Genomic DNA, 11,110 nt, shown 5'->3' with positions numbered 1-11,110 from the left:
TTCACAACACAACCACTTTCGTTCACAACACAACCACTTTCGTTCACAACACAAGTCTTTTTTGAGCCAATGAGTGAATGAAACAACTTTGCTTTCCAAGAGGGGTTGGGGGGATCAAAAAGCTGTGGGGCAACTTTCCAATACTTGTGTATACACCGTAGCCCTTTGGCAAGGGGAGCCAGTGCGGTCTTCTCTCGAAGGGAGAGGCTAGCGTCAACTCTTGGAGAGGCTTCCGCCAACGCAAAGCGTCTCGTAGAGAAGAGGTTTCCCCAAGTGGAGCATCTGGCGTATGGGGTGCAATGACTAGGAATCATCACGAATTACTCGGACATGATATAAGAAGTAATGAGTAATTTGACAAAATGAAAATCTGTATTGTTGGCGCGGGTGCGATTGGTGGATATTTAGGAGCAAAACTGGCACTAGCGGGTGAAGAGGTGACGCTAATCGCTCGTGGTTCTCATTTGGAGGCAATTCAAAAAAATGGGCTGAAGTTGCTTATGGCAGATGGTTCTAGCCAAATTGCTACTCCATTTCTGGCAACTAGTGATATTCAGTCAGCAGGGACGCAAGATGTAGTAATTTTAACTGTTAAAGCTCACAGTGTCCCTGCGATCGCACCTTCTCTACCTGCACTCTACAATTCTCACACAATAGTGGTAACAGCTCAAAATGGCGTTCCTTGGTGGTACTTTCGCAAGTATGGCGGTAAGTATGAAGGTACGCAGATTCAATCTGTTGACCCAGATGGGATTATTGAAGCTAATATCGGTGCTGAACGTGCTATCGGTTGTGTTGTTTACCCGGCAACTGAGATAATTGAACCAGGTGTAATTAAGCATATTGAAGGCGATCGCTTTACTCTGGGTGAAATCGACAGTGCTAAAACAGAACGCATCCAATTATTAGCACAAACTTTAAAACAGGCAGGATTTAAAGCACCAATCCGCAATCAAATTCGCACGGAAATTTGGATCAAGTTGTGGGGAAATGTGGCATTTAATCCGATCAGTGCCCTGACTGGTGCTACTTTAGAGGATATTTGCCGCTATCCCCTCACCCGTGAACTAGCGTGGCAAATGATGAGTGAAACTCAAGCGATCGCCGAAAATTTGGGTATAAAGTTTGGCATTACTTTAGAACAGCGAATTAATGGCGCAGAAAATGTTGGCGCTCATAAAACCTCGATGTTACAAGATATTGAAGCTGGACGCGCTACGGAGATAGACGCGATCGTTGGTGCGGTGGCAGAATTGGGAAAACTTACTCAAATTCCCACACCTTATATTGATGCTATTTATGCCAGCGTTAAGTTGCTGGAGGCGACTAAACAAAAAAGTCTATTTAATAAAAGGTAAAAGGTCAAACTCTTGACGAATTTCTAACAGTGAACGGTCTAACATTGGTTCAAAGTTAAGAAACGGGACGAAAATCTGATGATTGCGAGTTTTTCGCCACATTGAAATCAACTCTGGCATTAATCGCACTAATTCAAAAAAAAATGGAACTGTATAACCACACACCATGACGTTAGCCTCGACGGGAAGCTTTTGCGATTGTGCTAAAACGTGCAAAGGAGCGAGGTGAATTTCAAGCCGATGCCGATTCTGATTTATTCTTCGACACAATAAGCAGTATTATGCTTTATGCATCAGTTTTTCCACCTGGTGCTGAATCGTGGGGTGCTTATGTTCGCCGTCTTCTAAATTTTCTGTTAAAAGATAAAGTGGTTTAAAAAATAAGTACAGATTCAAAAACTTCTGCACAAAACTTATAGATCCACTAAAATATTTGGCTAGTTGCTAATATGACCCTTTTTTCTTAGAGGCTGTCTCTAAAGAAATATCAAGTTCATGAAAAAAAAAGTATGGCTATTAACGATACTGGTTCTAACAGTAGTAGGAATCAGCATCATTTCAGGACATAGTAATTCTCTAAAAGCTGCTTCACCTTTAGGGAAAGATACACTGACGATGATTACTTCTCCAGATTATCCTCCTTATGAGTTTTATGATACCAAAGGAGGCGATCGCCAAATCGTTGGCTTTGATATAGATATTGCCAAAACCCTTGCTGAAAAACTAGGGTTTAAACTTCAAATAATGGAATCCGATTTTAATGGATTAATTCCTGCACTCCAAGCAAATCGCGCTGATTTTGTCATGGCTGGGATGACTCCGACTCCAGAACGTCAAAAAAATATTGATTTTTCAATTATTTATTACGAAGCTAAAGATACGATTGTCGCTCCTAAAGGTAGCAATCTGAAGCAGCCCCAAGACTTATCAGGAAAAAAAGTTGGGGTGCAACTAGGAACCATACAAGAACAAAATGCCCAGAAAATTGCTAAAAAAGTTGCGGGTATTCAGTTAAAGCAACTCAACAAAGTGCCGGAAGTAGTTCAAGAAATCAAATCTGGGCGAATTGATGCAGCAATTGTTGAAGATACTGTCGCTAAGGGATTTGCCCAAGCTAACCCAGATTTAGAATTTAATACTATTCCCTCAGAGGAGGCAAGTGGATCAGCGATCGCTTTTCCTAAAGGTTCTTCTTTTGTCGAACCGTTTAACAAAGTCCTTCAACAAATGAAGGACAATGGCACATTGAATAAACTTGTCGCCAAGTGGTTTTCACAGAACATTAGTGCCAATCCTGCATCTTCAACTCCTGCCAAAGGTGGATTGAATCTCGACTTCACCAGAATTCTTCCAGACATTCCCTTTATTCTGCGGGGAATCCCTTTAACTTTGTTGTTCACGCTATTATCTGTAACCTTGGGGTTAATCTGGGGAACAATCTTGTCTCTATTAAAAATTCTCGGCATCAAGCCGCTTACCTGGGTTGCTAATGCCTACACCTCTGTTTTCCGAGGCACACCTTTGTTATTACAGTTGGCGTTGGTTTACTACGCAACACCCCAGCTTACAGGCTATGACATTTCCGCATTGGAGGCTGGGGTGCTAACTTTTACTCTGAATTCTGGCGCTTATATGTCGGAAACTATCAGAGGTGGAATTCAGGCGGTGGATAAAGGGCAAAGTGAAGCGGCGATGTCCATGGGTGTTCCCTATTGGTTAATGATGTGGGATGTGATTTTGCCCCAAGCATTGAAGAATATTCTCCCCGCATTGGTGAATGAAACTATCGGATTGCTCAAAGATTCCGCGCTGGTGTCAACCATTGGGGTGGTGGAAATATTACGCAGCGCCCAAATCGTTGGTGCAAATAAGTATATTTATTTTGAACCACTGCTATTTGCAGGGTTAATCTACTATGTTTTGGTAATGGGTATGACCTTAGGTGCATCCGCTTTAGAAAGGAGGTTACGGGAAAGTGAGTAATGTAATAATTCGCACGGAATTCTTGTCTAAATCCTTTGGCAAACTCGACGTACTCAAAGATATTTCCACTGAGTTTTACCAGGGGGAAGTAGTTGCTATATTAGGCCCTTCTGGTTCAGGTAAGTCTACCTTTTTGCGATGCATAAACTTGCTAGAACAACCCACTAGAGGAAGAATCTACTTTCACGAGCAAGAAATTACCAAGCCTAAAGCAAACATCGCTAAGGTGCGTCAGCATTTGGTGATGGTATTTCAACATTTTAATTTGTTTCCCCACATGAGTGTGCTGCAAAATGTCACCTACGCGCCCATAAAGGTGAAAGGAATAAACAAGCAAAAAGCACAAGAACATGGCATAGAATTGCTTGCTAAGGTAGGTTTAGAATCAAAAGTGTCTGTCTATCCGTCCAAACTATCCGGGGGACAGAAACAGCGAGTAGCGATCGCCCGTGCATTAGCAATGGAACCAGAGATGATTTTGTTTGATGAACCCACCTCTGCGCTAGATCCGGAAATGGTTAAGGATGTGCTGGAAGTGATCAAAGCTTTAGCACTTTCTGGAATGACAATGGCGATCGTTACTCATGAAATGGGCTTTGCAAGAGTTGTTGCCAATCGGATTATGTTCCTCGATCAGGGAATTTTAGCAGAAGATACTACTCCTAACGAATTTTTCCAAAATCCTCAGTGCGATCGCGCTAAACAGTTTTTGGAAAAAATGCTTTAGAACATCAGGAATTTGCCGCTTTTTTTGTATTCTTGAAACTTTTCCAAAACAGGGCGATCGTTTGGCATTAACGTAGGTAAGTCTGCCAAATCAAAAAATTCTAGCGCCAGCGATTCTCCATCTAGGCAAGCGAGGCTGCCTTGCCATTCAACAGCTCGCAAAATCAAAATGAAGGTTTGGACGCGATCGCCGTTAGGATAAGTTACAGTTTCAAAGGCTGGGTTGGAAGAAAACCCCACAGCTGCAAAACGCTTAATCGTTAAACCAGTTTCTTCAAAAACTTCTCGTGCTGAACATTCTTCGGCAGATTCACCTACTTCTGGACAGCCACCAGGTAGCCCCCAAAGTTTGAAATCACTTCGCTTTTGCAATAAAACGCGCCCCAAGTTATCCTCGATAATCACGCGTGCGCCAAATAATAGAAGTAGGCGATCGCCTACAACTTGTCGTAACTTACCGAGATAAGAATCTGACCAATTCGCCATAATCTTAGAGAAAGTTTCTAAAAAAAATCTAAAGGTAGCAAATAGCGATCGCCTGAAAACAGGATAATGCAGCTGAACTGTTTAATCCTTCCCATTCAACCTAAGATCCAGGATAAGCAATAATGCTTCCGACTTCAACTTACAACTTATTAACTAGTTGGTGGAAGTCAGAAGTCAGGAGTCGGAAGTAGAGCGAGAAATGCTGCGTCGAGTAATGCATCAACTCACGTTGCAATTAAAGTTGCGATCGCCACCGGAAAGGGCGTGTACGCCATCGCGCTTCTAAATTTAAATAAAATTAGTTTTATAAAATCAATGTTTCGAGTTTTGCCTGTACTTCTTCTATTAAATCTTGTGAAACACTTTCAACAAATTTAACCTTTCTAGCTTTCCAATCGAGTGTTTTAATTTGGTCGGCTAACACAACTCCTTTTGTTTGCATTTCTTTAACAAGTGGAACTTCAAAACTAAGCCCTTTTGCCTTGCTGGTTATAGGACATACTAAAACTAAAGAAGCCATTCGATTGTATTGAATTGGAGATATAACAAGAACAGGGCGGTAGCCCATTTGCTCCCGCCCTTGTTGTTGTAGTTCATTGTTCATTGTCCTAGCAATGTCATCAAATGACATTCCTGATGTGTAGAGGGCAAATGCACGCTGAATTGAATCAACCGTAAACTGCTGTGTTGCTCCAAATTCTAATTTGATAATATCTCCTCTTTTGGGAAAGTATGGATTAACTACCAATCTTCATTCCCCAAAGCGTTTCCAGTTTCAAATTCAGGATGAAATTTATCAGGAGTCATACCTTCAAGCAACTCATCAAGGGTATACTTTTTTCTTTTTTGTGGTGTAATTATAATATTGTTACCTTCCACACTAAGCTCTATACCTGTCCCTTCGGTTATATGTGCTTGTTCAGCGATCGCTCTTGGAATCCGAATAGCTAAACTATTTCCCCATTTAGCAACAACTGCCGTCATAGCTATCTCCAAATATTTTGTTAGCGATCTACACGCCCGAACTTTAGATTTTCGGAGTGAAACACTTTTAAAACTTTGTCTGACGTATATACTTTGAAGATACAGGTTTGATTAGCGGGTGTCAACACCCCCTTGTAAGCTAAGAGGGAATGTATAAAGAAAATCTAAAGGTAGCAAATAGCGATCGCCTGAAAACAGGATAATGCAGTTGAACAGGTTAATCCTTCCCATTCAACCTAGAACTATGGCATCTACACCCAAAATCCTCGCCTTTGCCGGCAGCACCCGGATTGATTCTTACAACAAAAAATTGGTAAAAATCGCGGCTGCTGGTGCGAAGGCAGCAGGCGCAGAAGTGACTTATATAGACCTCCGCGATTTGCCCTTACCTCTTTTTGATGAAGATTTAGAAGCTCAAGAAGGGCTACCTGCCAACGCCCGCACTTTTAAGGACTTGATGATTTCTCATCAAGGATTGCTGATTGCTTCGCCTGAATATAACAGTTCCCTCACAGCAGTTTTGAAGAACGCCATTGACTGGGCATCCCGTCCATCTGCAAATGAAGCGCCTTTGGCTTTGACTGCTTTTGTAGGTAAAGTTGCTAGTATTATGAGCGCTTCCCCAGGCGCTCTTGGTGGTCTGCGGGGGTTGGTTCACCTGCGGTCTATCTTGGGAAACATGAAAGTTTTGGTACTTCCCGATCAGGTAGCCGTACCCAAAGTTTATGAAGCCTTTAATGCTGATGGCACGTTAAAAAATCCTAAACAGCAAGAATCTATTGAAAAGCTAGGCGATGGCTTAACAAATATATTGCTGAAGCTTAATTAAAGTCTTTAATTTGACAGTAAATAACGAATACCTATCATTAACACAAAGATACCATACAGCTTTTTCATTAACTCGGTGCTAATAAACGGCTGATTTGCAAACAATGCCCCGAACAAGTTACCCACAATTAAACCAACTGCAATAATCAGAGCATATTTGATATTAAGATTACCGTTGTGGTGGTAAACTAAGGCTGCTAAGATGCCGATTGGCAAAATTTGAGCAGCCACAGAAGTTCCTGTAGCTAACTTCTGATCCAAACCAATTACTAATACCATTGCCGGAATCATAATTGCGCCGCCACCAATACCAAACATCCCGCCAGCAACGCCAGAAACTAAACCGATTAACAACAGTTGAATAAAGATATTAGACATAAAAAATGGTCGCTAGATTGCAAATTACAAATTAATATTTTGGGAAAAGATTGATTTTGGTAGCATTCCATGCACACCTTTTTGGGGACTGTTCACAACTTGAGTGATATGAAAATTTATAGCTAAACTACACAATACATAAGCATCTTCTGGCGACAAATTTATGAAGCGTTCCAGAAAATCAATCATGTTTTTTAAAGCCAGTTCTAAGGCTTCATCTAAGGTTTGAGCAAAGCCCATTGTGATGATATGAGTTGGAGTTTCGGCAATTGGTGTTGTCAGTTGTAAATCCTTGCGAAGTTTGAGGGTAATTCTACCGTTCATGGAAGTTTCAATGGCGGTGACATTTACTTCGCCGTCTCCTTGTGCCGAATGTCCATCACCAATAGAAAATAATGCACCTGCTACGAAAATCGGCAAAAATAAACGAGAACCAGCTTGCAATTCCCGGTTGTCGATATTACCGCCGTAAGAACCTGGTGGGACAGAAGTTCGAGAGGTTTCTGGAGTAGCGACACCAAGAATTCCAAAAAACGGTTTGAGGGGAATTTTTATACCAGTACCCGCCGGAAATTCAGCGATATTATTTGCTAAATCTAGAGGAATGAATCTCAAAGCAGGTTGAGGAAACTGATGTGGTAAAGCTCCCCAACCTGTACGAATGGCATTGAAGCCGACGGGTAAACGAGGTGCGATCGCATCTAATTGTACTTCTAAAACATCCCCTGGTTCGGCATCGCGCACATAAATCGGCCCTGTGAGTAAATGCGGCCCCCCAGCAATTTTGCGTTCTGGTAGAAGATTTTGGCAGATGTCGAGAAATTCTGGTGTGAGAAACTCAGGTGGTGCTTTGTCGTAAACGTAGTAACCAGTATAAGTTTCCACATCAACCGTATCACCTGAATTAATAATGAGCGCTGGTTCTAGCAGATGGGAGAAACCACCTAAATGCACGGTTTCTTTTGAGGCTTTTAAAATGTAATGAGTCATCGCTGTTGTGTTTTTAGTTGCGTGCAATATAGGAGCAAGTCGCATAGGTGGGTTAAAAGACTTGAGCATACTGGTGTACCATTGGTAGGGGTACAGCATCCCTAACACGTGTTGCATTAAAGAGAAAAGCGCTATGTTAATAACTTGCACAGAATTTTAGCAATCAAATCTTGCATATCCGATGACAATGTACCCAGTTCACGCTGAATCACCGATTTACGAACTGTCATCAAATGATCCAGCCTAATAGTCGATGGTTTATTTAACCCACTGGCAGCAAAATCAGGATGACTGGTATCCAATACAATGTCCGTTTCCATCAAATCAGATGGAATCTTACTGGTGATGAAAGCAAGGATAACATGTTTGTAAGATCCCACTGGATTAGTCAAGCAAATGGCTGGACGCAATTTAATAGCTGATAAATCATCGAATGGGAAAGGTACGAGGACAATTTTACCCTTAGTCATTGAATGGCTTTCCATCGGCTAAGGTGTAAATATCTTCTTCAGGATCTTTTAGAAAATCAAAGACTGGATTACTCGCTGCTGCTTTCAGCCATTCTTGTTGATCTATTTCTTCTTCATCTTCCCAATCATTTTCTGTCTGAATCAAAGCCTGAAACTGCTCATTTTCTCGAATAATGTCAAAATAGGAGTCATTTTTTCCCATTTGTAAATATTGCTCAGGACTCAGATTGATAGCTTTTTGTAAATTATCAATTGCTAGTTCAATATCTCCCTGCAACGCATAACAACATGCCTTATTGTAAAAAACATCTGCATAATCAGGTTTTAATTCCAAAGCTTTGTCAAAGCTAGCAATAGCTTCTTCAAAGTGTCTCAGCTTCAACAAAATGTAGCCTTGGTTATTCCAATCTCCGTAGTCATCAGACTTAATTGTAATGGCTTTGTGAAAACTAGCAATTGCTTCTGGAAAGCGTTCTAACTTTCTTAGCGTGATCCCTCGATACTTCCAAGCTTCGTACCAATCCGGTTTTAATTCTAAGGCTTTATCAAAGCTAATGATTGCTTCTGGCAAGCGTTTTAATTGTCCAAGTGCAATACCTCGGCAATACCAGCCTTTCGAGATATTGGGGTTCAATTTTATACTTTTATCAAAACTATTCGTTGCTTCTTCAAAGTGTCCCAAGTCATAAAGTACAATGCCCAAATTGTACCAACTCCAGTAATCGTTAGATTTAAATTGAATGGCTTTGTTGAAACTGGCAATAGCATCTTCTAAACGTCCTAAGTCATACAGCGTAATCCCTCGGTTAAACCATGCTTCGTATTTCTTAGGTCTAATCTCCAAGGCTTTGTTGAAACTGGCAAGTGCTTCTTCTGACTGTTCCAAACATCCCACTATAATGCCCCGGTTGAACCAGGCTTCATATAAATCTGGTTTAATTGCTAGAGCTTTGTCCAAGTTAGCGATCGCCTCTTCTAAGCTACCTAAATTCACCAGCGCAATACTGCGGTTATACCAGGCTTCGTACAAATCTGGTTTAATTTCCAGTACTTTGTCTAAGTTAGCAACTATATCTTCATCAATAACTTCTAAGTTCGCTAGCACTGTTTTGCTTTTGTAGGAGCCTGCTAAAAAGTCAAGATTAATGTCTAAGGGTTTTTTGTAGACGGTGTTCGCTTGGTTTGGGCGTTCTAAAAGGAGGCTATGCATTATACGTATCTATTCCATTCAAGTTTTACCAAATTAGTCATGTGGGTGTTAATGCGATCGCACTCTTACTCAGATTTTAGCCTTTCCTCTTCTACCTCTTCTTAATAATTAATTATTTCTGTCCCAAATCAATAGCTAAAATAGGTTTCAAGTTAAAATGCCATCAAAAATTTAGCGAATTAGTATAAGTGGGACTTGTAAATGAATCGTTGAGCTTTATTGATGAACCAATCAAGAGCGTTAGTCGGGGTGGACATCTGTGCGCCCAAAGCACATGTATTAACAGTTTTGTTAAAAGCTAGGTTATTATCTCAACAATTTGCTAAACTCCAACTTTGGGGATAGCAAATAAAAACAATTTGAGCAGGGAATTTGGAGGGGGTTGCAGAGTGGCTGATGATCAACGCATAGTCAATACACAACAGATTCATCCAAGGGATTTTTCATGGAGATTATGGCCTGTTGTGCCACTTTACCCTTATGGCAGGCGACAGACAATCCGCAAAGAAGTGGTCAAGGACACAATTTGGAATTTTGACCAGATTCAGGGCATTTTCTACGTTGTTGTACCGATTCGCATGACTGTGGTTAAGCTCGAAACTGGGGGTCTTCTTATCTACGCACCTGTTGCACCAACCCCAGAATGCATCCGGCTTGTGAATGAGTTGGTGGCGGAACATGGTAACGTTAAGTACATTATTCTGCCAACTATCTCCGCTATAGAACACAAAGTCTTCGTCGGCCCCTTCGCCAGATATTTTCCGACTGCACAGGTGTTTGTGGCTCCCCATCAGTGGAGTTTCCCGCTAAATCTCCCCCTTAGCTGGCTTGGTTTACCACTGAAACGAACTCAAGTACTTCCAGAAGATAGTAGCAAAACACCCTTTGCTGACGAGTTTGATTATGCAATGCTGGGCCCCATCGAGCTTGGCCCTGGTCGGTTTGCAGAAGTTGCTTTTTTCCACAAGCGATCGCATACTCTTTTAGTAACAGATTCTGTACTTTCTATCCCAGAAGATCCACCTGCGATCGCACTATTAGATCCATATCCCTTGCTATTTCATGCCAAGGATCATGCTGCTGATATTATTGCAGACATTCAGGAAAATCGCCGTAAGGGTTGGCAGCGTATCTCGTTGTTTGCTTTGTACTTTCAACCAAGCACACTAGATATACGCCAATGGAGTCAGGTGTTGCAAGATGCCTTGAAAGCACCAGAACGCTCAAAAAAAGCTTATTTCGGATTGTATCCTTTTAAATGGCATCCAGATTGGCAGCGATCGTTTGATGCTTTGCGAGGGAATGGGCGTTTATTTGTCGCCCCAATTTTACAGACGCTGATTCTCAACCGCGCACCGCAAGAAACCATCGACTGGGCTGATAAAGTTGCAAGTTGGGATTTCCAGTGGATTATTCCTTGTCACTTTGATTCACCGATTAAAGCCCAAGCGTATCAGTTTCGCCAAGCTTTCTCTTTTTTGGAAAAGCAGCCTGCTGTCAGTGCAGGTTTGTTCAGCAGTAGTAGCTATCCCTTACCAGAGGAGGATTTTAAAGTACTTAGGGGAATTGATGCAGGTTTAGATAAGTTTGGGATTGTGCCAGCAGCAAAAGAGAAAGTGTAGGGTAAGTAAGTTCGTAGTAAGGACTTTAGTCCTTATATTTTAAGCACTAAAGTGCTTACTACAAACTTTTCATTA

The 11,110-nt window shown here is 41.5% G+C and carries 16 protein-coding genes; 7 read left to right on the top strand and 9 right to left on the bottom strand.

Features of this window, described 5'->3' with window-relative positions; genetic code table 11:
* Positions 1-239, bottom strand: a 239-nt coding sequence (locus ACFFAP_RS10940; protein WP_375511235.1) for a hypothetical protein, incomplete at its 3' end; no start/stop codon positions are given.
* Between the two features lie 123 nt (positions 240-362).
* Between ACFFAP_RS10940 and ACFFAP_RS10935 the strand changes: the two genes are divergently transcribed.
* Positions 363-1,358 carry a 2-dehydropantoate 2-reductase gene (locus ACFFAP_RS10935; RefSeq protein WP_375511234.1) on the top strand — a complete coding sequence of 332 codons (996 nt, stop codon included), beginning with the start codon at positions 363-365 and terminating at the stop codon, positions 1,356-1,358.
* Here the strand turns inward: ACFFAP_RS10935 and ACFFAP_RS10930 are convergent.
* On the bottom strand, positions 1,341-1,628 hold the full coding sequence (locus ACFFAP_RS10930) for a hypothetical protein (RefSeq protein ID WP_375511238.1): 288 nt from the start codon (positions 1,626-1,628) through the stop codon (positions 1,341-1,343). The two genes, ACFFAP_RS10935 and ACFFAP_RS10930, sit on opposite strands and share 18 nt — an antisense overlap.
* Between ACFFAP_RS10930 and ACFFAP_RS10925 the strand changes: the two genes are divergently transcribed.
* The 3 genes from ACFFAP_RS10925 (at position 1,559) to ACFFAP_RS10915 (ending at position 4,068) form a co-directional block, all read left to right on the top strand.
* On the top strand, positions 1,559-1,735 hold the full coding sequence (locus ACFFAP_RS10925) for a TetR/AcrR family transcriptional regulator C-terminal ligand-binding domain-containing protein (RefSeq protein WP_375511233.1): 177 nt from the start codon (positions 1,559-1,561) through the stop codon (positions 1,733-1,735). The genes ACFFAP_RS10930 and ACFFAP_RS10925 overlap by 70 nt on opposite strands.
* Before the next feature lie 118 nt (positions 1,736-1,853).
* Positions 1,854-3,341, top strand: a complete 1,488-nt coding sequence (locus tag ACFFAP_RS10920; protein WP_375511232.1) for an ABC transporter permease subunit — start codon at positions 1,854-1,856, stop codon at positions 3,339-3,341.
* On the top strand, positions 3,334-4,068 hold the full coding sequence (locus tag ACFFAP_RS10915) for an amino acid ABC transporter ATP-binding protein (protein WP_375511231.1): 735 nt from the start codon (positions 3,334-3,336) through the stop codon (positions 4,066-4,068). The genes ACFFAP_RS10920 and ACFFAP_RS10915 overlap by 8 nt, the downstream gene beginning before the upstream one ends.
* Here the strand turns inward: ACFFAP_RS10915 and ACFFAP_RS10910 are convergent.
* Entirely contained in the window at positions 4,065-4,553 is a 489-nt protein-coding gene (locus ACFFAP_RS10910) for an NUDIX hydrolase (protein ID WP_375511230.1), read from the bottom strand. The two genes, ACFFAP_RS10915 and ACFFAP_RS10910, sit on opposite strands and share 4 nt — an antisense overlap.
* 157 nt (positions 4,554-4,710) lie before the next feature.
* Between ACFFAP_RS10910 and ACFFAP_RS10905 the strand changes: the two genes are divergently transcribed.
* Positions 4,711-4,839 carry a hypothetical protein gene (locus tag ACFFAP_RS10905; RefSeq protein ID WP_375511229.1) on the top strand — a complete coding sequence of 43 codons (129 nt, stop codon included), beginning with the start codon at positions 4,711-4,713 and terminating at the stop codon, positions 4,837-4,839.
* A gap of 18 nt (positions 4,840-4,857) precedes the next feature.
* Here ACFFAP_RS10905 and ACFFAP_RS10900 read toward each other — a convergent pair whose 3' ends face one another.
* Both ACFFAP_RS10900 and ACFFAP_RS10895 read right to left on the bottom strand, forming a co-directional pair.
* The gene (locus tag ACFFAP_RS10900) at positions 4,858-5,301 is read right to left on the bottom strand and encodes a type II toxin-antitoxin system PemK/MazF family toxin (protein ID WP_375511228.1); all 444 of its coding nucleotides are present in this window, start codon (positions 5,299-5,301) and stop codon (positions 4,858-4,860) included.
* A complete protein-coding gene (locus ACFFAP_RS10895) occupies positions 5,295-5,537 on the bottom strand; it encodes an AbrB/MazE/SpoVT family DNA-binding domain-containing protein (protein WP_375511227.1) in 243 nt (80 codons plus the stop codon). Before ACFFAP_RS10895 ends, ACFFAP_RS10900 begins: the two co-directional genes overlap by 7 nt.
* A 202-nt stretch (positions 5,538-5,739) precedes the next feature.
* Between ACFFAP_RS10895 and ACFFAP_RS10890 the strand changes: the two genes are divergently transcribed.
* Positions 5,740-6,366: an NADPH-dependent FMN reductase gene (locus tag ACFFAP_RS10890; RefSeq protein ID WP_375511226.1), complete on the top strand. Its 627-nt coding sequence runs from the start codon at positions 5,740-5,742 to the stop codon at positions 6,364-6,366.
* 5 nt (positions 6,367-6,371) lie between these two features.
* On the opposite strand, the gene ACFFAP_RS10885 is transcribed toward ACFFAP_RS10890, so the two are convergent.
* The 4 genes from ACFFAP_RS10885 to ACFFAP_RS10870 all read right to left on the bottom strand — a co-directional run bounded on the left by ACFFAP_RS10885 (position 6,372) and on the right by ACFFAP_RS10870 (position 9,413).
* On the bottom strand, positions 6,372-6,743 hold the full coding sequence (locus ACFFAP_RS10885) for a TSUP family transporter (RefSeq protein WP_375511225.1): 372 nt from the start codon (positions 6,741-6,743) through the stop codon (positions 6,372-6,374).
* A gap of 24 nt (positions 6,744-6,767) precedes the next feature.
* Positions 6,768-7,733 carry an acetamidase/formamidase family protein gene (locus tag ACFFAP_RS10880; protein ID WP_375511237.1) on the bottom strand — a complete coding sequence of 322 codons (966 nt, stop codon included), beginning with the start codon at positions 7,731-7,733 and terminating at the stop codon, positions 6,768-6,770.
* A 131-nt stretch (positions 7,734-7,864) separates the two neighbouring features.
* Positions 7,865-8,203 (bottom strand): type II toxin-antitoxin system PemK/MazF family toxin, encoded by a 339-nt coding sequence (locus ACFFAP_RS10875; protein WP_375511224.1) that lies wholly within the window; start codon positions 8,201-8,203, stop codon positions 7,865-7,867.
* Positions 8,196-9,413: a tetratricopeptide repeat protein gene (locus ACFFAP_RS10870; RefSeq protein ID WP_375511223.1), complete on the bottom strand. Its 1,218-nt coding sequence runs from the start codon at positions 9,411-9,413 to the stop codon at positions 8,196-8,198. The genes ACFFAP_RS10875 and ACFFAP_RS10870 overlap by 8 nt, the downstream gene beginning before the upstream one ends.
* A gap of 389 nt (positions 9,414-9,802) precedes the next feature.
* Between ACFFAP_RS10870 and ACFFAP_RS10865 the strand changes: the two genes are divergently transcribed.
* Positions 9,803-11,035 carry a DUF4336 domain-containing protein gene (locus ACFFAP_RS10865; RefSeq protein ID WP_375511222.1) on the top strand — a complete coding sequence of 411 codons (1,233 nt, stop codon included), beginning with the start codon at positions 9,803-9,805 and terminating at the stop codon, positions 11,033-11,035.
* Positions 11,036-11,110 lie beyond the last annotated feature (75 nt).

The organism is uncultured Nostoc sp., assembly GCF_964245575.1.
In the GTDB taxonomy this organism is placed as follows: Bacteria; Cyanobacteriota; Cyanobacteriia; order Cyanobacteriales; family Nostocaceae; genus Nostoc.
Note: the sequence above shows the minus strand (reverse complement) of the source record. Positions and strands in the feature narration are given on the sequence as shown.